Source organism: Phormidium tenue FACHB-1052 (assembly GCF_014696675.1).
GTDB lineage: Bacteria > Cyanobacteriota > Cyanobacteriia > Phormidesmidales > Phormidesmidaceae > Nodosilinea > Nodosilinea tenuis_A.
In genome coordinates this window covers 143,357-167,488 of record NZ_JACJQN010000008.1, presented here as the reverse complement: position 1 = coordinate 167,488, position 24,132 = coordinate 143,357, and the positions used below count along the sequence as shown (strand labels likewise).

Genomic DNA, 24,132 nt, shown 5'->3' with positions numbered 1-24,132 from the left:
TAAGTTCTGTTCCTGAATGCCCCACGCTGCCTTCTCCCCCGAATGGCTCAACCGCTATACCGATCCCTATGCGCTACTGGGTGTGTCAGTGGCGGCTGACGAGCGTCGCATTCTGAAACGCTATCGCGTGGTGGCTAAACAGCTGCACCCCGATGCATTGGTCGATGTGCCGACCGAGCTGCGCCAGCTCGCCGACCAAGTGCTGCCCAAGCTAGTCAACCCTGCCTACCAGCGCCTCAAGCAAGATAAGGGCCGCAACGAGGTGCTAGCAGCCCTCCGCTTTAAAGTGCGCCGCCTCAGCCGCGATCAGCAGCTTCAGCCCACCAGCAAGCCTGGCAAGTATCTGCTAGACGTGGCGGAGGCCGAGGTAGACGTGTTTTACGAACAGGCGGTCGATCAGCTGTGCGATCGCCAATACGCGTCGCTAGCTGAGTTTGAAACTTGCACTCAGCAGCTCAGCGAACTCAACCTGGTGTATCTGCGCCGCAAAATGGGGGCACCGGTGATTCGCGAAAAGCGCAGCGGGCTAGTAGCTGCCACCGCGATCGCCTCTGATCCCCTAGCGGATCACCCTGCTAACAACGGCAAATCATCGGGGCAGGCCTACGCCGATCGCCACTACGGTCGAGCCCAGGAATATCTCAAGGGCAAAAACGTGCAGGCCGCCATCCAAGAACTCAAGGATGCCTTGAAAATTGATCCCCAAAACAGCAGCTACCACTGCCTCATGGGCCAGGCCTATCTGCTGCAAAAACTGCCCGGCATGGCCAAGGTGCACTTCAGGCAGGCGCTGCGCCTCAACCCCAAAAATGCCGTGGCTCTGAAATATGCCCGGCAGCTTAACCTCACCATGACTGATCCCCCGCCGCGCCCTGCCGCCACACCCACCCAGGACAGTCCTAAGCAGCCGGATAGCAAACCCTTAGACAGCCCTAAGCGATCGCTGTTCGGCAGGCTATTTTCCAAAGGTTCTAGCCGCTAAGCGCTGAGCTATCCTCAGGCAATCCTTAGGTTTAGAGAATGATTGGCAACAAAGCCTACAGCACAGCGGTACGGCGAATGTAATAAAATCGCAACGCTATCTATGATCTAGGTAGTTATAGATCCCCGTCGCGATCGGAGAGGCCCAGCCCTGTGAACAGCCCTGTGAATAGTTACGACGCCAAGACCCACCTCACCGTAGGCGACACCACCTACACCATTTACAGCCTGCCTGCGGCGGCGGCAGCCCTAGGCGATATTAGCCGCCTGCCCTTCAGCCTCAAGGTGCTGCTCGAAAACCTGCTGCGCCACGAAGACGGGCGATCGGTCACAGCAACAGATGTGCAGGCAGTAGCCGACTGGCTTCAAGACAAAACCTCCAACCGCGAGATTGCCTATCGTCCAGCCCGCGTGCTAATGCAAGACTTTACCGGCGTGCCCGCCGTGGTAGACCTGGCCGCCATGCGCGACGCCATGGTCAACCTGGGTGGCGACCCCGACAAAATCAACCCCCTCTCTCCGGTCGATCTGGTGATCGATCACTCGGTCATGGTCGATGCCTTCGGCAGTGCCGATGCCTTTGGCCAAAACGTCGAAAAAGAATTTCAGCGCAACTTTGAGCGCTACGCCTTTTTGCGCTGGGGTCAGAGCGCCTTCGACAACTTCCGCGTCGTGCCCCCCGGCACCGGCATTTGCCACCAGGTTAACCTAGAGTATCTGGCCCAGGTCGTGTGGACGAAGGACGACAATGGCGAGACCATCGCCTACCCCGACACCCTGGTGGGCACCGACAGCCACACCACGATGATCAACGGCCTCTCGGTGCTGGGCTGGGGCGTGGGCGGCATTGAGGCCGAGGCGGCGATGCTGGGCCAGCCGATCTCGATGCTGATTCCTGAGGTGGTGGGCTTTAAGCTCACCGGGTCGCTGCCCGAGGGGGCCACCGCCACCGACCTGGTGCTCACCGTAGTGCAAATGCTGCGAGCCAAGGGCGTCGTCGGCAAATTTGTCGAATTTTATGGCGACGGCCTCGACCACCTCACCCTGGCCGATCGCGCCACCATCGCCAACATGGCCCCTGAATACGGGGCCACCTGCGGCTTCTTCCCCATCGATGGCGAAACCATTCGCTACCTGGAATTTTCGGGTCGCGACCCGGAGCGGGTCGCCCTGGTCGAAGCCTACGCCAAAGCCCAGGGCCTCTGGCGTGAGGCCAGCGCCCCCGAACCCGTCTTCACCGACTCCCTATCGCTCGATCTTGCCACCGTGGAACCCTCCCTCGCAGGGCCAAAGCGGCCCCAAGATCGCGTCACCCTGGCAGACCTGGCTCAGCAGTTCAAGGAAAGTGACTTCCCTGGCTTTAGCGGCAAGCCCTACGCCGAGAAGCGGTCCATCCCTGTGGCGGGTACCGATTACAGCCTCACCGACGGCGATGTGGTGATCGCCGCCATCACTAGCTGCACCAACACCTCCAACCCCTCGGTGATGATTGGTGCCGGTCTGGTGGCCCGCAAAGCTAGAGCAAAAGGCCTCACCGTGAAACCCTGGGTCAAAACCTCCCTCGCCCCCGGCAGTCAGGTCGTCAGCGACTACCTCGAAAAGGCCAACCTCCAGGCAGACCTAGATGCCCTGGGCTTTAACCTGGTGGGCTACGGCTGCACCACCTGCATCGGCAACTCTGGCCCCCTGTCTGGCCCCATTGCCGGCGCCATCGAGCAGCATGACCTGGTGGTGGGCGCGGTGCTGTCGGGCAACCGCAACTTTGAGGGGCGCGTCAGCCCTCACACCAAGGCGAATTATTTGGCCTCGCCGCCGCTGGTGGTGGCCTATGCGATCGCAGGCAACCTCGCCATTGACCTCAAAACCGACCCCATCGGCCAAGATCCCGAAGGCCGCCCCGTCTACCTCAAAGACATCTGGCCCACCAGCGCCGAAATCTTTGAAGTGATGACCGCCGCCCTCACCCCCGAGATGTTCCGCAGCCGCTACAGCAACGTGTTCACCGGCACCGCCGACTGGCAGCAGATCGCCACCCCTGAGAGCCAGACCTACACCTGGAGCGGCGACAGCACCTACGTGCAAAATCCGCCCTACTTCACCGACATGGCCCCCAGCATCAACGGTCAGGCCTTTGCCGACATCATTGGTGCCCGGCCCCTGGCGATTTTGGGCGACAGCATCACCACTGACCACATTTCCCCCGCCGGGGCGATTAAAACCGACAGCCCGGCGGGCAGCTACCTGGTGGGCAACCACGTCACCGCCGCCGACTTCAACTCCTACGGCTCGCGCCGGGGCAATCACGAAGTGATGATGCGCGGTACCTTTGCCAACATCCGCCTCAAAAACGAAATGGTGCCGGGGTCATCGGGCGGCGTCACCAAGTACATGCCCGACGGCACCGACATGTCCATTTATGATGCCGCCATGAAGTACCAAGCCAGCGGCACCCCGCTAGTGGTGATCGCGGGCAAAGAGTACGGCACCGGCTCATCTCGCGACTGGGCCGCTAAGGGCACTCGCCTGCTGGGGGTTAAGGCCGTCGTGGCCGAAAGCTTTGAGCGCATCCACCGCTCTAACCTCGTGGGCATGGGGGTGTTGCCCTTGCAGTTTAAAGACGGGGTGCACCGGGGCGTGTTGCACCTCGACGGCAGCGAAACCTTTGACCTCACCGGGCTCAGCGGCGGCATTCAGCCTGGCATGACCGTCAACCTGGTGATTCACCGAGGCGACAATGGCAGCACCACCGTGCCGCTGCTGTGTCGCATCGACACCCTAGACGAAGTAGAGTACTTCCGCCACGGCGGCATTTTGCCCTACGTGCTGCGGCAGTTGTTGGCTGCTTAAGGGAGTCCTGGAACCGTGACGGTCTGTGTCCGTCAAGGGTAGGAATCCGCAGATTCTCCTAATCAACTCATCAACGACTCGTTAAGACTCGTTGAAGATGGAGGCGTGGTCAAGGCAACCCCAGACCGCGCCTCCTATAGTTTGGACATTGTCAAGGGAATTCTGACAGTACCTATTGCCACCACCATTACCAGGGATGCCGGTATGACCTCATCCATTGCCCCAGATCAGGATCCACAAATAGTCGCAGAACAGCTCTCCAATGAGGCGATAGACACCGCTCGGGTTGTTAGCGTGCCGTCTACGTTAACCGTTGTTGAAGCGGTCGAGTTTGAGCAACAGGTGAAGCGCCACTGCCTGAGTCAGCCAACGCCTGAAACCATCATTATTGACCTGAGCCAGACCCAATTTATCGACAGCAGCGGCTTGGGTGCCCTAGTGATCTGCTATCGCACTTGCAACACTAAAGGCATTGCCATGGTGCTGCGAGGAGTGCAAGAGCAGGTGCGCATGGTGCTGGCCCTGACCGACCTAGAGCAGCTGTTTACCTTTGAACCGGTGGCTGGTGAGCCCGAAAGCCCTGCCCTGAAACCCGAGATGCGGTTTGTAGCGCTGACTACCCATCCCTCGGTGGCCTCAAAGGGCAAGCGACTGCTCGATATTGTTGGGGCGCTGGTGGGTCTGGTGCTGACCGCAGTGCTGTCGGTGCCCATTGTGATTGCCATTAAGCTCGAAGACGGTGGCCCAATTTTCTTTAAGCAGGTGCGGTGTTCCTGGATGGGCAAGCGCTTCCACATTTGGAAGTTCCGCTCGATGGTGACCGATGCCGAAGCGCTTAAGGCCCAGGTCAAAAACGAAGTCGAAGGGCCGCTGTTCAAGAACGAAAACGACCCCCGCATTACTAAGGTAGGTCGCTTTTTGCGCCGCACCAGCCTGGACGAACTGCCCCAGTTTTGGAACGTGCTGCGGGGCGATATGAGCCTGGTGGGCACCCGGCCCCCCACCCCCGATGAAATTGAGCAGTACAAGGTGCCCGAGTGGCAGCGCCTCGACGTCAAACCTGGAATGACCGGCGAGTGGCAGGTCAACGGTCGCTCCACAGTGAAAAAGTTTGAAGACGTGATTCGGATGGATCTCGACTACCAAAAGAATTGGAGCCTGGCCTACGACATTCAGCTGATTCTCAAGACCGTGCTGGTGCTGTTCTCGAAGAAGGCTGGAGCATCCTAGGGCGGGAATAGATGCGTCCTCAACAAGCCGCGATAGAGTAGTGGTGTCGAGGTAGTGGGCACGGTGGGCGGCATGGGGGTTCACATTCTGGCGATCGCGGTTTGGTCGGGCAGCCTCTCGCTGTATGGGGCCGCCTTCTTTTTTCCGGAGGTGCACCGCCGCCACGATTTTTTTTGGAGCGGGGTGGGGGCATTCTACGGCCTAGTGCTGTGGTTTAGCGCCGTTCAGACTTCGCCCACGGAGCTACTCGGTCATCTGGCCAGTGTAGTGCTGCTGGGCTGGCTGGGCTGGCAAACCTTGAGTCTGCGCCGCAAGCGCACACCGCTAGATTTGCAGACGCCCGTTACCCAAGATTCCTGGCCAACCTTTGGACGACAGCTAAAGCAGTGGTCGCTCGATCTGCTGCGGGCCACGCCCCTAGTGCGCTGGCTGCCCCAGGTAGAGGAGGGCAGGTTGCCGGGTGATCCGGCGATCGCAACCAGCGAAATTCGAGCGTCGTCCCTCAAGGATGTGGACTACGAGTTTGTCGATGAGTTAGCCCCCAGCCCGCGTCGGCCCTCCTCCCCTGGTACCATTCCTGACGTGGGTCACATTCCAGAAATTACTGTTTTAGAGCCGGTTAAAGCTCCGGCTTCCCCATCGGTCAAAGCCGTGCGATGGTCAAAGACTGGCCCGGTAGGGCCATCGTCCCAGCCTCGCGCTCCGCAGACTGCGCCAGCCGCTAAAAAACCTCAGAATCCCCCCAAAACTGCCCCTAAAATTTCCCCAGTCAAAACAAAGCAGAAGCCTCCTAATCTTGGGGGCAGGCTAGCCGGGTTGAAGGCTTGGGTGGGAGACGTTGTTAAAGCCAAAACCAGCCCCAAACCCAAGCGGGCGGTGATTGAAATACCGCCCCGGCCTTCGCCGTTGGCAAAAACCAGACCTCAACCTGCCGCCAGCCCCGATCCCGTTACTCAGGTACCGTCAGGCGTAGACCAATTCTCGACGGTGACTATCGTTGATACCGAGGCCATTGCGAGTGTTGACGGATTTGAAGAGGACGAGTCCTGCCGGGATACTGGTTCTGAGTCGGTTCCCGATTCTACGGAGCCGCAGGTAGTCTCAGAACCCGATACTGTTGAAGAGATTAGCCCATACCCTCAATCCCGCGAGGTTTCTAGCATCCCTGAAGCTGAGGAAGAGGAAAATTGGCCCAGCGATCTATAAGGTCGTTCTCTCCGTATCTGAGCGCCAAGATTAACCCGACAATTGCCCTCAACCTGGCCTAATGTATAGAGATGACTCACAAGAGGCGGCCCCGAGCAATTCTCAGGCGGGCCAAATCTGCCATAATGGCGCGAGCGTTCTTTACCTTTAGTCAACCTCCGGCTGTGACAGACTCCAAAAGCTACAAAGATACCGTTCTTCTCCCCCAGACCAGTTTTGATATGCGGGCCAACGCTACCCAGCGCGAGCCTGAGATTCAAGCATTTTGGGCTGAAAACCAGATCTACGAAACTCTGTCGACCAGCAACCCCGGCGAGATTTTTGTGCTGCACGACGGGCCGCCCTATGCCAACGGCGACCTGCACATTGGCCACGCCCTCAACAAGATTTTGAAAGACACGATCAACAAGTACCAACTGCTCAAGGGCCGCAAGGTGCGCTATGTGCCCGGCTGGGACTGCCACGGCCTGCCGATCGAGCTGAAGGTGCTCCAGGCGATGGATCCGGAGGCGCGGGCTAACCTGACGCCGATCAAGCTGCGCTACAAGGCTAAGGCCTTTGCCCTCAAAACCATCGATCGCCAGCGGGAGAGCTTTAAGCGCTACGGCATTTGGGGCGACTGGGATCACCCCTACACAACTCTCTCCCCGGAGTACGAAGCGGCTCAGATCGAGGTGTTTGGGCAGATGTACCTGAAGGGCTATATCTACCGTGGCCTTAAGTCTGTGCACTGGAGCCCGACCTCGCAGACGGCCCTGGCCGAGGCCGAGCTAGAGTATCCCGAAGGCCACACTTCTCCCAGCATCTACGCGGCTTTCCCGATGGTCAGTGCCTCCCCTGACGCGAAGACGGTGCTGGAGCCATACCTGGATGAGCTGGGCGTGGCAATCTGGACGACGACTCCCTGGACGATTCCCGCTAACCTGGGCGTGGCCGTGAATGGGGAGCTGACCTACGCCGTAGTAGAGGTGGCGTCTGGGAAGCCATTTAAGTACCTGCTGATCGCTAAGGATTTGTGCGATCGCATGGCCCAGGTGCTCGGCTCTGAACTAACGGTGAAAGCGGAGATCAAAGGCGCGGCGCTGGAGCACTCCACCTACCGCCATCCCCTGTTCGATCGCACCAGCCCCATCTTGATCGGCGGCGACTACGTCACCACTGAATCCGGTACTGGCCTAGTACACACCGCTCCTGGTCACGGCGACGAAGACTTTAAGGTGGGTCAGCGCTACGGCCTGCCCGTGCTCTGCCCCGTGGATGAAAAGGGCGACATGACCGCCGAGGCTGGCCCCTTCGAGGGGCTCAACGTCCTCAAGGACGCCAACCCAGCGGTGATCGAAGCATTAGATAAGGCTGGTTCTCTGCTCAAGCAGGAACCCTACGTCCACAAGTATCCCTACGACTGGCGCACCAAGCAGCCCACCATCTACCGCGCCACCGAGCAGTGGTTTGCCTCTGTCGAAGGCTTCCGCGACGAGGCGCTGAAGGCGATTCAGTCGGTGCAGTGGATTCCGGCCACAGGCGAAAACCGGATCACGGCCATGGTGGGCGATCGCTCCGACTGGTGCATCTCGCGCCAGCGCACTTGGGGCATGCCGATTCCGGTGTTCTACGACGAGGCCACGGGCGAGCCTCTGCTCAACGAAGTTACTCTGGCCCACATCAAGGCCATCTTTGCCGAAAAAGGCTCCGACGCCTGGTGGGAGCTGTCCGAAGCGGAACTCTTGCCAGAGCAGTACCGCAACAACGGGCACACCTACCGCAAGGGCACCGACACCATGGATGTCTGGTTCGACTCCGGCTCGTCCTGGGCAGCGGTGGCCCAGCAGCGCGGCGAGCTGGAATACCCGGTGGATATGTATCTGGAGGGCTCTGACCAGCACCGGGGCTGGTTTCAGTCGAGTCTGTTAACCAGTGTGGCGGTAAATGGCTGCGCCCCCTACAAGACCGTGCTCACCCACGGCTTTGCCCTCGACGAGCAGGGCCGCAAGATGAGCAAATCCATCGGCAACGTGGTGGATCCGGCAATTGTGATCAACGGCGGCAAGAACCAGAAGCAAGAGCCGCCCTACGGAGCCGACGTGCTGCGGCTCTGGGTGTCGTCGGTGGACTATTCCTCCGACGTGCCCCTGGGGGGCAACATCCTCAAGCAGATGTCGGATGTGTATCGCAAGATTCGCAACACGGCGCGGTTTTTGCTGGGCAACCTGCACGACTTCGACCCCGCTAAAGACGCGGTGCCCTACGACCAGCTGCCCGAGCTCGATCGCTACATGCTGCATCGCATGACTGAGGTGTTTGCCGACATCACCGATGCCTTTGAAACCTACCAGTTCTTCCGGTTCTTCCAAACCGTGCAGAATTTCTGCGCCGTCGATCTGTCGAACTTCTACCTCGACACCGCTAAAGATCGGCTGTACATCAGCGCGGCAGATTCCTTCCGCCGCCGCAGCTGTCAGACGGTGCTGGCGATTGCGATCGAAAACCTAGCCCGCTCGATTGCCCCGGTGCTCTCCCACATGGCCGAAGACATCTGGCAAAACCTGCCCTACCCCACCGCCCATAAATCGGTGTTTCAAGCGGCTTGGGTGCAGATGGACGATCAGTGGCAGCAGCCGGAGCTGGCTGAAACCTGGAGCCAAATTCGCACCGTGCGCCAGGAGGTGAACCGGGTACTAGAGCAGGCCCGCACCGCTAAGGATATTGGCTCTTCGCTGGAAGCTAAAGCGCTGCTGTACGTGGCCGATCCCGACCTGCGGGCGAAGCTGGCGGCGATGAATCCTACCGATGCGATCGCCCCCGACTCTAACCACGTAGATGAACTGCGCTATCTCTTCCTTGTCTCTCAGGTCGAGGTGTTGCACTCTCCTGACGCCCTTGCTGGCGTTAAGTGCAGTAGTGAGTCCGACGCCCTGGGGATTGGCGTAGTGGATGCCGAGGGTGAGAAGTGCGATCGCTGCTGGAACTACTCGACCCATGTTGGTGAAAGCAGTGAGGATCCGACGATCTGCGATCGCTGCGTTGAAGCTCTGGCTGGTACGTTCTAAAAGAGATCGGTGGGATGTTCCTCCTCAATGAAGTCTCGAATCGGTTAGCCCTAAAGGACTCAGAAGAACGGCGGGTCTTTAGCCAGATATCTTGGCAGCAGTACGAAGCACTGCTAGCCGATTTGGGGGAACAGTCTCCCTATCGAGTGCATTTCTTAGCGGGAGATTTGGAGATTGTGGCTCCCAGCCGTCGCCATGAGAGCGGCAAGACCCGCATTGGGGATTTGCTGTTGATCTACTTTCTAGAAACCAATACCGAATACTTCCCCATGGGGTCGACCACCCTGCGTCGGCCAGAGAGGCAGGCGGGGGGCGAACCCGACGAAAGCTACTGCATTGGGTCAGATAAGGACTTCCCTGATCTGGCGATCGAAGTGATTGTCACCAGCGGCAGCATTGACCGTTTAGAACTCTATCGCCGCCTAGGCGTGCGTGAAGTTTGGTTTTGGCAAAATGAGCGGCTGGCCATCTACCACCGCCGAGCAGACACCCCAGCTCAGTTCACCGCTACCGCTGGCTATGAACCCATTACCCGCAGCGAGCTGCTGCCCAATTTAGATATTGACCTGTTGACCCACTGCCTGCAAAACCCTAACCCCCTTGCTGCCGCCAGAGCCTTTCGCCAGGGGCTTCAGTGAGTGATCGGAGCGCTTGTCTACCGCACAATAGGGCTGATGATTTGGCTTAGCAGCCGCAGCTGATCGACGTTGCCCATGCTAATCACCATGTCGCCGGGGTAAAGGCGAGTGTCAGCACTGGGGGCAAAAATCAGCACCCCACCGTTCCGGCGAATAGCCAAAATCAGTGCCCCAGACTGACGACCCAGCTGCGCCTCAGCCAGGGTTTTGCCAATAATCGGACAGCTCTCGGGCAGCAGCAAAAATTCCTCGACATAGACCGTGCGCTCGGCCCCGGTGAGAATGCCGTCTAAGAAATCGACCACCTGGGGCCGCAGGGCTGCCGCCGCCATCCGCTTGCCGCCGGTAATGTAGGGCGACACCACCACATCGGCCCCGCCCCGCTGAAGCTTGAGAATGGCCTCTTCGCTGCTGGCTCGGGCAATGGTGCGAATATCGGGCGATAGGGTTTTGGCTGAGAGCACAATGTAGAGGTTTTCGGCATCAGAGGGTAGGGCCGCCACCAGACAGCGGGCCCGTTCTACCCCAGCCTGGAGCAACACCTGATCTTGGGTGGCGTCACCCTGAAGCGTGATATATCCCAACTGCTGGGCCCGCTGCACTGCGCTATCTTCAGAGTCAACCACCACAAACGGAATATTTTCTGCAAAAAACTCGGTGGCGACCTGGCGACCCGTGCGGCCCAGACCGCAGATAATGTAGTGACCCTGCATAGATTCCATAAATCTGCGCCGTTTAAGTGAGCGAAACCCGGCTTGAAAGTGCCCCTGCACGATCGCCTCGGTAAGATTGTTGAGGATATAGGCAATCACGCCGACCCCCGTCATGATCAGCAGAATAGTAAACAGGCGGCCCCTGGGGCTCAGCGGGTTGGTTTCGCCAAAGCCAACAGTCGAGAGGGTGATCACCGCCATGTAGACCGAGTCTAGCCAGCTCCACCCCTCCACAAAGTGATACCAGCACACCCCCGACACCATCACACAGCCCAGGGCGATCGCCCCGCGAGTCAGGTGTTGCCGGGTGCGCCGGTAGCTTTCTTCAACAGTCGTTTCGCCATAGCGAGGGCGGTTTTGACGCACAGGTGTTAACCGCTGAATCTCTAAATCTAAACGTGGCCCCAAAACACGGCCACCCCGTAGCTTACCGCAGCTCTATCGACCCTAGATTGTAAAAGCAAAACGCCCTGGGGCTAGCCAGGGCGCAGCGGTGCTCAATTGGGAAAAAGCTTAGTCGGCCAAGCGCACTCGCCCAGAGCGAATACTATCAAACACTTGGTTGATGTACTGGCGATCGCGGGCAGTCAGCAGCGGATTGCTCAACATCGCCGTCGATAGGCTCAGATGGTCGCGGCGGCTCAACGTCCCTTGCTCTATGGCAACGCTAACAAGCGACTGAATATCTGGGGCAGGTAGAGACGACACCATGATTGCAAATCCTCGATTCAGGAGTGACGATAGTAGAAGCTAGCTGGGTCATACCGCAGGCTGCGCTGTAGCCCTTGCTACAATTTCATGCTTCCTTCAGCATGCCCAATCTCTAGACACTACGGTTGAGCGACTAGTGAAGATTCAGTAAACCTGTATTAAAGCTTGGGCAACGGCAGGGATTCCACAGAAAAGTTACGGAAAAACCAGTTCACAGCCAGGAGTCCCCAATGGATATTCACCGGGTAGCGGCCTTCCGCGACAATTACATCTTTGTGCTCCACGATGCTGAGCAGGGCCAGGCCGCCGTAGTTGACCCCGGCGATGCCGAGCCGGTGCTCCATACCCTAGAGGAGCTGGGCGCAACGCTAACGGCCATTTTTAACACCCACCACCACAGTGACCATGTCGGCGGCAACCGTCAGTTGCTAGAGCGATTTCCCCAGGCCCAGGTCTACGGTGGCCTCGAAGATCGGGGCCGCATTCCGGGGCAGACCCACTTTTTGCAGGAGGGCGATCGGGTAGCGATTTGCGACTGCCAAGCCGAGGTTATGTTTGTACCCGGTCACACCCGCGCCCACATCGCCTACTACATCGCTCCGGCCACACCCAACGATTGGGGAGAACTCTTCTGCGGCGACACCCTGTTTGCTGGGGGCTGCGGTCGTCTATTTGAGGGCACCCCCCAGCAGATGCTTGAGTCGCTGGGCAAGCTGCGTCAGCTGCCCGACACCACCAGAGTGTGGTGCGCCCACGAGTACACGCTAAACAACCTCAAATTTGCCGTTACCGTGGATGGCACCAATGCTGCCCTGCAACAGCGGCTGCAACAGGTACAGGCGACCCGCGCCCAAGACCAACCCACGGTGCCCACCGAGCTAGGGTTCGAAAAACAGACCAACCCCTTCCTGCGGTGGGATGATGCCAGCCTACAGCAGGCGATGAACAGCACCTCAATGGTGCAGACCTTTGCCCGGCTGAGAGGCAAAAAAGACCTGTTTTAGGCTTTGGCCAGGGAACGGTTGCTATACAATCACAACAGCACATTCTGGGGTAAAGCCACCCTAGAGCATACCTATTTAGAAGGGCGACACCTGGCCATGATGCTTAAATCGACCACTCGGCACGTTCATATTTACACCGCCATTGTTGCCAACAACGAGCTGGTGCCCAGCGACGACAAGCTCACCCTAGACATTGACCCCGACAACGAGTTCAACTGGTCTGACGATGCCATAAAGGCCGTCTATGCCGAGTTTGATCGCCTCGTTGATGCCGCTGCTGGAGAAGACTTGACCGACTATAACCTGCGCCGCATCGGCTCCGATCTAGAGCATTTTATCCGGCAGCTCCTGCAGCAGGGAGCCATTAGCTACAACCTCAAAAGCCGCGCCCTCAATTACAGCATGGGGCTGCCTCGGGTTGAGGCCGATAAATCAGCTAGCTAGGGCTATCCCTGGCACCCTCCCCTAGGCGATAACCGCCGTGGAAGATATAGGTAAGGTATTGCTCTAGACCTGTCGCTGTCGAGGTTAGCTAGGCTGGGGCTAAAGATTCTGGCATTGAATCGGCTGGGGTTAGATACCATGAGAGATTAAGAGCTGTTTACCTACCTCAAACGGATCGTGATCCAGTGCTCTAATCCATCCTGTCGGTCGGTGTCGCCCCCCCCTGCCAGCCACTGCAAGGTTTGCCAAACTCCCCTGCTGTATCGCTTTTTGCTGGCAGTCGGCGATGGGCCGCTCACGGGGCGCTCTGGCACATTGATCGCCGGGCGCTTTTTGGTCTGGGGCGAGGGTCAAAAACGGCCCCAGGGGAAACATCAAATCTGGCTCGACACGCGGCCCGACACCCCTCCCCCTACTCTAGAAAAAATTCCGGCCCCGGTAATGGCTTACCTAAAGCTGTTTCACCTGGCTCAGCAGGTTCCTCGCCCCTATGCCTACCTAACGTCAGAGCAAACTGGGCTATCGGCCACGGTGCTGCTCTTGGACAGCGCTCCCATCGCTATGCGGCTACATTCCCAGGCCGTTGACGGGAAAAGTTTCCTTCCTGGGCAAGGGAAAATCGAAGCCGCTATCCTACCTTCCCTAGCTCAGCGGTGGCCAGAGGGTTCGCCGTTGCAGCAGCTTAACTGGCTACGGCAGGTAGCCGCTCTGTGGCCGATTCTGGCAGAAGAGCAGCTAGCTACCACCCTTCTAGAACTCGACGACCTGCGGATAGATGGTGCGCTGCTGCGGCTCACCACGCTGGTAGCCGACGATCCTAGCCCTACCCTGGTCCAGCTAAGCCAGCGGTGGCAGTCGCTGGTGGCTACGGCTCAACCCCAGGTGCGCCCCTACCTTAGCTGGCTGTGTAAGGCCCTCAAAGAGGGGAAATTAGCCTCCGATCAAGAGCTTGTAGCTGAGTTAGAGGGAGCCATTCATACCCTGGCTCAGGGGTTGCAAGTGACCGTGGATTGGGCGGCAGATACAGACCAGGGGCCGAGCCGCGATCGCAACGAAGACGCCTGCTATCCCGAAAAAGACCCCCACCAGCAGCGCCTACCGGTCTCAGCGGACAGCGTTGAGACCCTGCCGCTGCTGCTGGTGTGCGACGGCATTGGTGGCCATGAACAGGGCAATGTGGCCTCCCAAACAGCCATTAAGCTGCTTCAGCAGGAGTTAGAACCCCTCACTCAGCAGGCTTACCCGTCTCCGGGGGCGATCGCCCAGCGTCTCAGACAGGCGCTCATTTTGGCTAACGATGCCATCTCTGCCCGCAACAACGACGAGAATCGCTCAGCCCGCGCCCGTATGGGCACCACAGTAGTAGTGGCCCTAGTACATTTCCCCTACGTGTCCATCGCCCACATTGGCGACAGTCGCGCTTACCGAATCAGCCCCTACACCTGCTACCAAATCACCGTTGACGACGACGTTGCTTCCCGAGAAGCCCAAATGGGCTATGCCCTCTACTCAGAGGCCGTCCAGCTGCCCAGCGGTGGGGCGCTTATTCAGGCGTTGGGCATTAGCGACTCGGGGCAGCTATACCCCTCCGTACAGCACCTGCTGCTCGACGACCCGACGGTGCTACTGCTCTGCTCTGATGGTCTCAGCGACTACGATCGCGTCGAAATCCTCGCGCCCTACCTGGTAGCGCCTCTAACAACTGCCGCTAGCCCTCTCAGCCCGGTGGTAGCCGCCCTGATTCAGCAGGCGAATCGGCTCAATGGCCACGATAACGTCACCGTTGGGCTAATGCGGTTTATGCCCCAGCTCGGCCCGCTGCCGATCCTACCGGGGGGCTCCCTACGGCAGGCAGACCATGCTATTCCCAGCGTTCTCAGGGCTCCCGTTGCCGACGGTGCAGCCGTAACGCCGTCAACCCGGCTGGTGGCTCCAGTCTCCCCAGCCGATCCAACCCCAGTCCCCAGTCGGTCAGGCTTTCCCTGGGTGCCCTTTTTGGGGGGCGTTGGTATAGTGCTCGCCGCGCTAGCAGGCGTGGGCCTAGCCTTGAACCGCAGTTCCTCCGAGGCTGTTGCTTTCCGGCCAATGGCCTCCTCAGGGTTGGGACCGGCCCTGACGGGGCGACCGCTGCCAGAGGCCGCCTTGGCCGCCATTGTTGAGATCGCGGTTGGCTCCTTTTGGCAATCTGCCCCGCCTTTGAGTGCAACCGGCAACAGTGAACTGCTACAGCTAGGCCAACAGCCTGCCTTGAGTGCGGCGGAAGAGACTCGAGCCGTAGCCACAGGCAGTGTCCTTAGGGTTGTCAGTCGCCAAACCACGGCGGACAATGTCGATTGGGTGCGACTGCGGGTCTGCTCAATTCCCTCGGGCGAGTCCCTTGACCAACAACCTCAGGAAACCAATCAACCCCCTTCTGCCCTGCCTACCGCCCCTAAGCTGGGCCAACGCCTGTTGGCTCCGGGGGAAGAGGGCTGGGTGCAGACTCGCCAGATCTATGGGGCAGGCACGTTGCTAAAGCTAGTCACCCCGGCCCAAGCGGGTCGCTGCACGCCCTAACCTCCCCCTCATTATTTTTTGGCCCTAATGCCCTAGGCCTTCCTATGCCGTCATTCGATGACCTCACCCTGTGCCTTGCCATCGATCGCCTCACCCAGGCCGACTCTACCCACTACGCCATCTGGGTATTAGAGAGTCCGTTTCCGGGCGGCTATGCCCACCACGATCGCCTCTGGGATAGCCAAATGGCCCAAATCTGGGAGAGCTGGCAGCAGTTCTTTTCGCTGCGGGGGCTGCCCCAGGTGCCCCACGTGCCCTCGGCCTACGTGCCCCAGTTTCACCTCGACGATCTGCTCGATCGGGTGGCTCCGGCGGCGGAAGCTGGCGGCTACACCGGGCGGCTGATGCAGGGGCTGGGGGTCAGCCTATGGGAGTGGCTGTTTGATGGCCCCATTCGTCAGACCCTGGAGCGCAGTCTGGGCATGGCGATCGGTCAAAATCGCCCGCTCAAACTGCGGCTAGAGGTGCGCCCGCCTGAGCTGATTAGCCTGCCCTGGGAAATTATGCAGCCCCAGCCCGGCTGTCCGGCGCTGTCGCTGGGGCCGCAGGTGTTGTTTAGCCGCACTGCCAGTGCCGTCGAGCCGCTGCCGGAGGCGGAGCTGGATACCTCACTGCGTATTCTGCTGGTGCTGGGCCAGGACGACCCTGGCATCAGCGCTGGCGGTACCGAGCCGGTCTTACAGCTGCCCCAGGAAGCCGAGGCCCTGAAGCAGCTGCTAGAGCTGAGCGCCTCTCGCCTGAGCTACCGGGGGGCAAGCCCGGTGGTTTGCCAGGTGCAAACCCTGCTCGAACCCGATGCCAAAACCCTGCTCACAGCTCTGGAAACTGGCTATTTCAACGTGTTTTTCTACGCGGGGCATGGGGTGCCCGCTCCCGATGGCGGCATGCTGTTTTTGCGCCAGGGGGGCAGCCTCAGCGGCACAGAGCTGGCCCAGGGGCTGGCCCACAACGGCATTCGGCTGGCGGTGTTCAACACATGCTGGGGAGCTCAGCCCGACCTGCAACAGCAGCAGGTCATCCCCCGCAGCAGTCTGGCGGAGGTGCTGCTGCACCACGGGGTGCCGGCGGTGTTGGCCATGCGCGACTCCATTGCCGATGAGGAGGCTCTGAGTTTCATTCAGGTACTGGCTCGGGGGCTGGCCGAGCGCCAGCCGGTGGCCCAGGCGGTGGCTTTGGCCCGCCAACACCTGCTGACGGCCTACCGTTTTAACCACCCGGCCTGGACGCTGCCGGTGCTGTATCAGCACCCGCAGTTTGAGGGGCATCTGCTGCGTGAGGCGGCCTTAGCTGTGACCCAGCTGCCGGGGCAAGATCTGCGCATGACCCAATCGGTAGTACTGCGCTGTCTTGCTACCCCGAGTCGGCTGTGGCGGCTCTACGACGGCTATCTGCGGGTGGGGCGACTACCCGACAACGACTTGGTAATTTTGGAACCCTGGGTCTCGGGGCAGCATGCCGAAATTTTCTGCCGCACCCAGTTTGAGAATGGCGTGCAGGAGACTTTCTACTATTTGCGCGATCGCTCCCGCTATGGGTCGTACTACTTTGACAACCACGGCTGGCACCACGTTCACCGGGCCGAGGTGCCGCTGACCCTGGGCACGGCGATTCGGTTTGGCAGCCCCGAGGGCGAACTGATGGAATTTACCCTTGAGGGTAGCCCCAAATCATCCCCGCCCTGCTAGGAAAACCCGGAAATTGTTCGCTCCGTACGGAATCCTCTAGCCGTGCGTTGTATCCACAGTCATCAGGCTTTGTTACCCTCTTGTGCATCTGTAGATTATGAATCAGTCTTCCCTGTCGTCTAACTCCGCCGCTGAGCCCGCCATGGCCCCTGAACTCGATCTGCTTGTCAGTATTCTCAGCCCCGAAACCGGGTATCCCTGGCAACCGCTGGCCCCCGAGGCCGAGAGTTATCTGGCCAGCCTGGAGACAGAGTTTGACGCCCTCGACGGGGGAGAGCTGGATACGGCGATCGCAGCGGGATGGCAAGTCTTAGCGGCCCAGATGGCGACCCAAATGGGCGACTTCGAGTCTCAGCCGGCGGTGAATCCAGTGCTTGAGCAACTGCGACAATTCCAAAGTCGCGTACCCAGCGGGCTGCTGCACCGTCTGGCGATCTCTGCCACCGCCCTAGCCCGCAGCGGTCAACCCCTGATTGAGCAGATGGTACAGTGCGTGGATGACATTCTGCCCGGCTGGAACGCTGACGATTTGGCAGTCCTGGCTCGCCCCCTGGCCTACTCTCTACGCGATGGTCGAGGCGAAATTCTAGAGCTTAATCTGCGAGCCATTCCGGCAACTGACTGGGACTCGCTATCGAGCTTAGAGCAAGCGCGGCTCACCCTGACCGTGGCCTCGGTGGCCCTCAAGGTGGCCCAGGGCGAAGGCAACGAGCCCCTGTAACGTTGCTACAAATCCCGCTTTCTACAAATCCTTCTAGCGAGGGGGGCGATCGCGGCAATGAGTTGGCGATCCTGTATGACAGCGACTACCAAGCCCTAATGCTCCGTTACATTCTCGTAACGCTTCACTGACACGGCCAGTTTCCGAAGAGATTATGGGGGTGGTTGCTTCTCCGCCACCACACTATTCTCAAGGTTCATGGGACTCTACCTCACCCCCTGGTTACGTCGTCAGCAGGCTCGCTATCGTCATCGGCAAGCCTTGACCCAGATGCGAAAGGGCAACGTTGAGGTGGCGCTAACGGTGTTGCCCCATGCCCTAGATCACTCGCCCTGTCCAGCCAATATCCACATTGAGCTGGGTAAAGCCCACTGGCAAATTGGAGAGACGACGGCGGCACTAGAACATTTTTCGGCGGCGATCGCCCTTGACCCTACAAGCGTGCGCGCGTTCGGCAACCGTGGGCTACTCTACTGTCAGCAAGGGCGAGACGACTTAGCTCTGGCCGACTGGCATCAGGCGCTTCAGCACCAGCCCGGCCACGCTCTAATTCACTACAACCGGGGGCTACTATACTTCCGGCGGCAGGACTATGCTGCTGCCTTGGTTGACTTTGACGCCGCTCTAGACGACAACCCCAACCTGGCTGAGGTTTATCTGCACCGGGGCCACGTTCACGAGCAGCTAGGTCAAACCATCGCCGCTGCCCACGATTGGGAACTGGCTCTCTGCAACGATCTCAACCTTGATCAGGCGCGGCTAAAGCTGCACCGCTTGCAGCAGGTTGACCGCGATCGCGCCCTCTCCCAACGCCTCCAGGCGGAGCTGGGGCTCAGGCAAATCGTCATCGAGGCTGAGCATCAGGATGATTGTCTGAGCATTCAGGTGTACCGCCCGATGGGGGTAGGGCTCAACTATTTCACCCTGCCCGATCACATTCGCGCCCTGCTCATTAGCTGGCAAATGGATGACATCTACAGCTTTAACCTCACGGGCCAGGTTCAAGACCAGTCGATGGTCGAGTGGCGCGGCCATTACAAAGTGTTTCAAGGGCAACCCTGCCCACCAGCCCGGTGGCGTCAGGTGTTACTGACCGCCTTTGTGATTTTTCCGCCCCTGGGGATTCCGGCCTTGGCCTATGCCATGAACCTGCGCCAGGCCTACCAGCAGGGCGACTACCTCAGCGCCCTGCGGGCCTCTAAGGCTATTCAGGGACTGTGCCGCGCCGGGGGCATTATTTCCCTTACTCTGGTGACTATGCTAGGGGGATATTGGGGCTACCAGCGCTTCCATGGCCCGCCCGAAGCCTCAGCAGCACCCGCAGAGCTAGCTAAGCCACCGATTCCGGCTGAGGCTGAAAACTAGCTGCCAGCTCGGCTGGGCTCATGGTTTCGTAACGCTCAAAGGGTTGGTGAATCCAGGGGTTGTCGGGTAGGTAGACCACGTGATAGTCAGGCTTGATGATCGATTCGGCTTTGTACCAGAGCACCGCTGTCCGCACATCTTCAATGTAAAAACCATATTTGTGGTGCAGCCAGGCCATAGATTTCTTTAGGCTGTAGCCCGAATCGACCAGGTCATCGACGATCAGCACCTGGCTACCCAGGCTGGGGGTGGTCATGCTCAGATCGCGGGAGAAGGTGATCGACCCTCGGGTGCGACCATCAGCCCCACCATAGGAAGCGGTGGATAAAATTGCCAAGGGCACATCGAATAACCGACAGAGGGTATCGCCGATGCGCAGCCCCCCCTTCGCTAGGCAGACAATTTGGTTAAATTCCCAACCCGACTCGTAGATTTGAATGGCAAGCTTTTCAATATCTCGGTGGTAGTCGTCCCAGCTTACGTAAAAATCAGCCATGTCCGTCCTCCTTTGACGCCGCCCCCGGCAGGTCGCTGTGCTCAGCCAGATTTAAGCTCAAGTGTAGAGTTTTGCCTAGGGAAGCGCTACAGTTCCTAAGCTGGCTTCGGTGTAAAGCATTGTGCGATGGGGAAATAATACACTGAGGACGCCGTTTGAGTTGTCGTTCCCGAGCGGTTGCCTTGTCATCGATCGAGTGTGGATTCACTAAGCAGGTAATCTATGGCTTCTAACCCGCCTTTTCCCGCCGCTGCCCCTGCCAAGTTTTCCCTTTGGGGCAAGCTGGCGTTTGGGGCTGGAGACATCGGGCCAGGGATGACGGCCAATCTGCTGTCGTTTTCATTTTTGATCTTTTTGACGACGGCGGCGGGCCTGAGCCCAGTGGCGGCGGGGTCGGTGCTGGCGATCGGGCGCATTTGGGATGCGTTCAACGACCCGTTTATTGGCTATCTGAGCGACAAAACCCGCACCCGCTGGGGCCGCCGCTATCCCTGGATTGTGCTGGGGGCGATTCCCTTTGGGGTAACCTTCTTTCTCACCTGGGTGGTGCCGGACTGGGGGGACACCGCTCGGTTTTGGTACTACGTGGTGATGTCGCTGCTGTTTCAGGTGTTCTATACAGTAGTGAACCTGCCCTACACCACCCTCACCGCCGAACTCACCAAGGACTACGACGAACGCACTGAGCTGACGGCCTTTCGGTTGGGATCGTCGTTGTTTGGGGCGATCGCCGCCCTCGGCCTTGGTCTAGTCATTACCCAGGTAATTGCTGACCAGCGCCAGCAGTATTTAGTCCTGGGCGGCATCTGCGCAGTGCTGTCGGTGCTGCCGCTGCTGTGGTGCGTGTGGGGCACTTACCCCTGCGCCGTGCAGCGCAACGCCCTCCAGCCCGCCGAAACTGACGAAGCGGCGCTGCCCTTTCTCCAGCAGATCAAGGTGGTCTTTTCCAACCGGGCCTTTGTGTTTGTGGTGGGCATCTACCTGTTTGCCTGGCTAGCCCTACAGATGACCGCCAGCATCATTCCCTTTTACGCCACCTTTTGGATGGGGCTTGACTCTTACTTTTTGGCGGCGCTGCTGGTGCAGGGCACCGCCATCGTGATGATGGGGGTGGTTAACTACCTCAGCCGTCGCCTGGGTAAGCAGGAGGTGTTTTATATCGGCATTGGCACCTGGATTATTGCCCAGATTGCCCTGTTCTTTGTGCAGCCGGGGCAGGTGGCGGCACTCTACCTGCTGTGCATTGTGATTAGCTTTGGAGTAGCCACTGCCTATGTGGTGCCCTGGGCCATGCTGCCCGATGTGATTGAGCTAGATGAGATCAAAACCGGCCAGCGGCGAGAAGGAATTTTCTACGCCTTTATGACGCTGCTACAAAAAGTGGGCCTGGCTCTGGGGCTGCTTTTGGTGGGCCTGGCGCTACAGTCTTCGGGGTTTGTTAGTGAGGCGGCTCAGCAGTCTGACTCGGCCTTACTGGCCATTCGCATTTTTATTGGCCCAGTACCCATGGTGCTGTTGGCCATGTCAATGTTGTTAACCCGCTTTTACCCTATTACTCGCCAGATGCACCAAGAAATGCTGCTAAAGCTGGCTGAGCGCGATCGCAACCAGGAGCCGCATGATACGCACGACTCAAATGGTTGAACGGCTTAAGCTAACGCTACTAAGCTAATGGCTCAGATTGCAGGTTGTAGCTACTACTACAGACTTGATTAGCATCTTTTACAGCTGCACAACATCAAGCCGGGAAGTGGCTAAACGATCCATCCATCCGGCTAGGAAGGCGTGGTTGGCAGCTCGCTCGCGGGGATCTTGGGTATCGGCGGGGTGAGGAAGCAGCCCTTGCAGCGAGGCGCTGGTCACACAAAACATTGACTTTTGAAAGCTCTGGCAAATCTTAACTCGCACATCGTCGAGGCCACGACCACTGGACTGGTAAAACGCCGTCAGATAGTCAGGCAGGTAGTGGCGCATATCCTGCATGAGCAGTGTGGGGGGAATGCCCGCCCCGCCAATGGGTAGGGGGTCGGCATAGAGAGCACCATACTCAAAGCGACCCTGATCGGCGGAAATTTGGTTAGCTTGAGCGTTGTAGGAAACTGTACCTAAAAACGGCGTGCCGCGAAAGAACACTGCCTCTACGTAGGGAACCGCCACATCCATCAAAAACGTTAGCCCAGCAGACTTGGGCAGCAGCTCGTAACTAGTTCCGTTGATCTCGACGGCATAGGAGATGGGATTCGCCGCCGCTGCCACCAATCCCGCTTTGACAAAAGCCACCACCTCAGGAATGGTCTGCACCTTGCCCGCATCGTAGGCGTCGGACAGGTCGATAAACAGATCGCTCATCACCCGCCAAAACTGACCTAGGGCGCTGTAGTAAGCGAGCTGACGGACTTGCTCAGGCAGAAAGTCAGGAAATAGACCATTTAACGCCCGAATAGGTAGGTTGGTTTTGGTCTTGGCGGCAACGGCGGCCTGACAGTGCTGCAAAAAGTCGTCGCTATCGAGGTATTCGTCCATTTTGCCGCCGCCGTGCCAAAGCATGGTTTTCATGCAGTATTCGGCGTACTCAAAGTTGATGCGATCGTGCCACCAGTGGCGCAGTAGCTGAGGCAGCGTCACCTTACCGTTGAAGTACTTGAAGAACGGAAACAACACCAAGAACTGATGATCGGCAATATAGATCAGGTTCTTGGAGTAGGCATCGAGCACCACCCCATAGCTCTTGAGAATGCCCACCACTTCGATCACGTTGCTCTCGGAGTCGGGCAGCAATGCCTCAGCCCCTAGTAGCTTTTGGATAAAGGGCTCTAGGGGATGGAGATTAGATTTGGCCAGAGACAGGGTTTTGGTCATGGCAGGGAGATCTCAGCACTGGGGTCGGCAAAGACAGGAGAAGCGGAAATTGGCAAAGCTGGAGTCGGGTTAACTAACCGGGTATCGGCTACAGCGGGTAGGGCTGTGGGGGCAAACCGAGTTCTGGCCTGCACAAACCCTTGGTAGGGCTGGTGCAATACCAGGGTGGTGTGCTCGCTCCAGCGGGCCAGCCAGTTGGGCTGAAGCCCAAAGGCGATAATCAGCATGGCTAAACCCAGGGCTGGGGCGCGATCGCGCCAAGTCACCGAGGGCAGATCAATATCGAGCTGAGGTGCAATGGTGGGGGGCGCGATCGCCAGTCGGCCAAAGAAAACCCGGTTCACCAGCAGCAAAAAGTACACCGCCGTCAGGCCCGAACCCACCATGCACAGCAGCGTCTGCACTGGAAAGATCAAAAAGCTGCCTCGAAACACCAGAAACTCGGAAATAAAGCCCACCATACCGGGAATGCCGGCACTGGCCATCACCCCTAGGATCATCATCGACCCAACAAAGGGCAGACCCCGCTCGGGGTTGAGCAGACCGCGTAGCACCGTCATGTCGCGGGTGCCCGTGGCCTTGTACACCACTCCCACGAGCAAAAACAGCAGCGCCGAGATCAGCCCGTGGCTAATCATCTGAAACACCGTCGCCACAATGCTCACCGGGGTGGAAGCCGCTGCCGCCAACAACACGTAGCCCATGTGGCCAATGGAGCTGTAGGCCACCATTTTTTTCATGTCGGTTTGAGCGATCGCCGCCAGCGATCCATAGAGCACGCTGATCACAGCCCAGGTCGCCATCCAGGGGGCCAGAGCCATCCAGGCGTCGGGCAGCAGGCCCATACCAAAGCGCACGACGCCGTAGGTGCCCAGCTTCAGCAGCACCCCAGCCAGCAGCACCGACACCGGCGTTGACGCTTCCACGTGGGCATCGGGCAGCCAGGTGTGGAACGGAAACAGCGGTACCTTGATGCCAAAGCCGATCAACAGCGCCACCAGCAAAGAAACCTGCTGGGCCAGGGGCAGGGCCGTGGCCAGACCGCTGTCGTAGTCAAAGCTAGTATTGCCCGACAGCCACACTAGGCCCAAAAAGGCTCCCAAGATCAGCACCCCCGATAGGGCGGTATAGATCAAAAATTTAGTGGCGGCGTAGCCTCGTCGCGATCCGCCCCAGATGGCAATCAGCAGGTACAGCGGAATTAGCTCTAACTCGTAAAAGATAAAAAACAGCAGCAGGTTAGCCGCCAAAAACGCCCCCGCCACAGCGCTGTTAATTACGAGCAGCAGCACGTAGTAGAGCCGAGTGCGATGCAGGGTAGGTTCGCTGATGTAGATCGCCACCAGGCTCAGCAGGCTATTTACTGCCAGCAACGGTAGAGACAGCCCATCGAGGCCAAGGCGATAGCTCAGCCCCAGGGGCTCGACCCAGGGCAGCAGTTCCTCAAACTGAAATCCCGGAGTTGCTAGCTCAAAGCGGCTGGCCAAAAAGCCGATCAAAGCCAGGGTGAGGGCCAAACCAATGCCGCTCACGACTTTAGCGGTTTGCGCCTCTAGTTTGCCGGGCCACAGGATCAACACCAGGGCCGCCACCAGCGGAATTAAAATCAGTGCACTCAGCATCGCCAAC

18 protein-coding genes are annotated in these 24,132 nt (G+C 59.0%); 13 read left to right on the top strand and 5 right to left on the bottom strand.

The window, feature by feature from the left end; genetic code table 11:
• Window positions 1-16: 16 nt before the first annotated feature.
• The 6 genes from H6G07_RS12960 to H6G07_RS12935 all read left to right on the top strand — a co-directional run bounded on the left by H6G07_RS12960 (window position 17) and on the right by H6G07_RS12935 (window position 9,949).
• On the top strand, window positions 17-982 hold the full coding sequence (locus H6G07_RS12960) for a tetratricopeptide repeat protein (protein ID WP_073608490.1): 966 nt from the start codon (window positions 17-19) through the stop codon (window positions 980-982).
• 152 nt (window positions 983-1,134) lie between these two features.
• Window positions 1,135-3,828, top strand: coding sequence for an aconitate hydratase AcnA (acnA, locus tag H6G07_RS12955; protein ID WP_171973010.1), 2,694 nt, complete (start codon window positions 1,135-1,137; stop codon window positions 3,826-3,828).
• Between the two features lie 105 nt (window positions 3,829-3,933).
• Window positions 3,934-5,058, top strand: a complete 1,125-nt coding sequence (locus H6G07_RS12950) for an anti-sigma factor antagonist (protein ID WP_244901923.1) — start codon at window positions 3,934-3,936, stop codon at window positions 5,056-5,058.
• Between the two features lie 54 nt (window positions 5,059-5,112).
• On the top strand, window positions 5,113-6,264 hold the full coding sequence (locus H6G07_RS12945) for a Ycf66 family protein (RefSeq protein WP_073608491.1): 1,152 nt from the start codon (window positions 5,113-5,115) through the stop codon (window positions 6,262-6,264).
• A 221-nt stretch (window positions 6,265-6,485) separates the two neighbouring features.
• On the top strand, window positions 6,486-9,311 hold the full coding sequence (gene ileS, locus H6G07_RS12940; RefSeq protein WP_242026764.1) for an isoleucine--tRNA ligase: 2,826 nt from the start codon (window positions 6,486-6,488) through the stop codon (window positions 9,309-9,311).
• Between the two features lie 14 nt (window positions 9,312-9,325).
• The gene (locus tag H6G07_RS12935; protein WP_073608493.1) at window positions 9,326-9,949 is read left to right on the top strand and encodes a Uma2 family endonuclease; all 624 of its coding nucleotides are present in this window, start codon (window positions 9,326-9,328) and stop codon (window positions 9,947-9,949) included.
• Between the two features lie 17 nt (window positions 9,950-9,966).
• Here the strand turns inward: H6G07_RS12935 and H6G07_RS12930 are convergent, their stop codons facing one another.
• Window positions 9,967-11,028, bottom strand: coding sequence for a potassium channel family protein (locus tag H6G07_RS12930; RefSeq protein WP_073608494.1), 1,062 nt, complete (start codon window positions 11,026-11,028; stop codon window positions 9,967-9,969).
• Between the two features lie 147 nt (window positions 11,029-11,175).
• On the bottom strand, window positions 11,176-11,373 hold the full coding sequence (locus H6G07_RS12925) for a hypothetical protein (RefSeq protein WP_073608495.1): 198 nt from the start codon (window positions 11,371-11,373) through the stop codon (window positions 11,176-11,178).
• Between the two features lie 230 nt (window positions 11,374-11,603).
• Between H6G07_RS12925 and gloB the strand changes: the two genes are divergently transcribed.
• From gloB to H6G07_RS12895, 6 genes are all read left to right on the top strand, one after another.
• Complete coding sequence (gene gloB, locus H6G07_RS12920; RefSeq protein ID WP_073608496.1) at window positions 11,604-12,377, top strand: hydroxyacylglutathione hydrolase; 774 nt, start codon at window positions 11,604-11,606, stop codon at window positions 12,375-12,377.
• Between the two features lie 96 nt (window positions 12,378-12,473).
• Entirely contained in the window at window positions 12,474-12,821 is a 348-nt protein-coding gene (locus H6G07_RS12915; protein ID WP_073608623.1) for an NAD(P)H-quinone oxidoreductase subunit M, read from the top strand.
• 210 nt (window positions 12,822-13,031) lie between these two features.
• Window positions 13,032-15,377, top strand: a complete 2,346-nt coding sequence (locus H6G07_RS12910) for a PP2C family protein-serine/threonine phosphatase (RefSeq protein WP_073608497.1) — start codon at window positions 13,032-13,034, stop codon at window positions 15,375-15,377.
• 44 nt (window positions 15,378-15,421) lie between these two features.
• Window positions 15,422-17,062, top strand: a complete 1,641-nt coding sequence (locus tag H6G07_RS12905; RefSeq protein ID WP_073608498.1) for a CHAT domain-containing protein — start codon at window positions 15,422-15,424, stop codon at window positions 17,060-17,062.
• Between the two features lie 97 nt (window positions 17,063-17,159).
• The gene (locus tag H6G07_RS12900) at window positions 17,160-17,783 is read left to right on the top strand and encodes a hypothetical protein (RefSeq protein ID WP_073608499.1); all 624 of its coding nucleotides are present in this window, start codon (window positions 17,160-17,162) and stop codon (window positions 17,781-17,783) included.
• A 198-nt stretch (window positions 17,784-17,981) separates the two neighbouring features.
• Window positions 17,982-19,148, top strand: a complete 1,167-nt coding sequence (locus H6G07_RS12895; protein WP_073608500.1) for a tetratricopeptide repeat protein — start codon at window positions 17,982-17,984, stop codon at window positions 19,146-19,148.
• On the opposite strand, the gene H6G07_RS12890 is transcribed toward H6G07_RS12895, so the two are convergent.
• Window positions 19,114-19,644 (bottom strand): phosphoribosyltransferase, encoded by a 531-nt coding sequence (locus H6G07_RS12890; RefSeq protein ID WP_073608501.1) that lies wholly within the window; start codon window positions 19,642-19,644, stop codon window positions 19,114-19,116. The two genes, H6G07_RS12895 and H6G07_RS12890, sit on opposite strands and share 35 nt — an antisense overlap.
• Before the next feature lie 222 nt (window positions 19,645-19,866).
• On the opposite strand from H6G07_RS12890, the gene H6G07_RS12885 reads away from it, so the two are divergent.
• The gene (locus H6G07_RS12885) at window positions 19,867-21,288 is read left to right on the top strand and encodes an MFS transporter (protein ID WP_073608502.1); all 1,422 of its coding nucleotides are present in this window, start codon (window positions 19,867-19,869) and stop codon (window positions 21,286-21,288) included.
• 78 nt (window positions 21,289-21,366) lie between these two features.
• Here the strand turns inward: H6G07_RS12885 and cupB are convergent, their stop codons facing one another.
• Complete coding sequence (cupB, locus tag H6G07_RS12880) at window positions 21,367-22,503, bottom strand: CO2 hydration protein CupB (protein ID WP_073608503.1); 1,137 nt, start codon at window positions 22,501-22,503, stop codon at window positions 21,367-21,369.
• Window positions 22,500-24,125: an NADH-quinone oxidoreductase subunit M gene (locus H6G07_RS12875; protein WP_073608504.1), complete on the bottom strand. Its 1,626-nt coding sequence runs from the start codon at window positions 24,123-24,125 to the stop codon at window positions 22,500-22,502. The genes cupB and H6G07_RS12875 overlap by 4 nt, the downstream gene beginning before the upstream one ends.
• Window positions 24,126-24,132: the final 7 nt, after the last annotated feature.

Bases quoted from the DNA above. Each gene is read 5' to 3' on its own strand.
- gloB (WP_073608496.1), top strand. From the start codon at position 11,604: ATGGATATTCACCGGGTAGCGGCCTTCCGCGACAATTACATCTTTGTG.
- H6G07_RS12935 (WP_073608493.1), top strand. From the start codon at position 9,326: ATGTTCCTCCTCAATGAAGTCTCGAATCGGTTAGCCCTAAAGGACTCA.
- H6G07_RS12890 (WP_073608501.1), bottom strand. From the start codon at position 19,644: ATGGCTGATTTTTACGTAAGCTGGGACGACTACCACCGAGATATTGAA.
- ileS (WP_242026764.1), top strand. From the start codon at position 6,486: ATGCGGGCCAACGCTACCCAGCGCGAGCCTGAGATTCAAGCATTTTGG.
- H6G07_RS12885 (WP_073608502.1), top strand. From the start codon at position 19,867: ATGGCTTCTAACCCGCCTTTTCCCGCCGCTGCCCCTGCCAAGTTTTCC.
- H6G07_RS12895 (WP_073608500.1), top strand. From the start codon at position 17,982: ATGGGACTCTACCTCACCCCCTGGTTACGTCGTCAGCAGGCTCGCTAT.
- cupB (WP_073608503.1), bottom strand. From the start codon at position 22,503: ATGACCAAAACCCTGTCTCTGGCCAAATCTAATCTCCATCCCCTAGAG.
- H6G07_RS12875 (WP_073608504.1), bottom strand. From the start codon at position 24,125: ATGCTGAGTGCACTGATTTTAATTCCGCTGGTGGCGGCCCTGGTGTTG.
- H6G07_RS12905 (WP_073608498.1), top strand. From the start codon at position 15,422: ATGCCGTCATTCGATGACCTCACCCTGTGCCTTGCCATCGATCGCCTC.
- H6G07_RS12960 (WP_073608490.1), top strand. From the start codon at position 17: ATGCCCCACGCTGCCTTCTCCCCCGAATGGCTCAACCGCTATACCGAT.
- H6G07_RS12925 (WP_073608495.1), bottom strand. From the start codon at position 11,373: ATGGTGTCGTCTCTACCTGCCCCAGATATTCAGTCGCTTGTTAGCGTT.
- H6G07_RS12900 (WP_073608499.1), top strand. From the start codon at position 17,160: ATGAATCAGTCTTCCCTGTCGTCTAACTCCGCCGCTGAGCCCGCCATG.
- H6G07_RS12915 (WP_073608623.1), top strand. From the start codon at position 12,474: ATGATGCTTAAATCGACCACTCGGCACGTTCATATTTACACCGCCATT.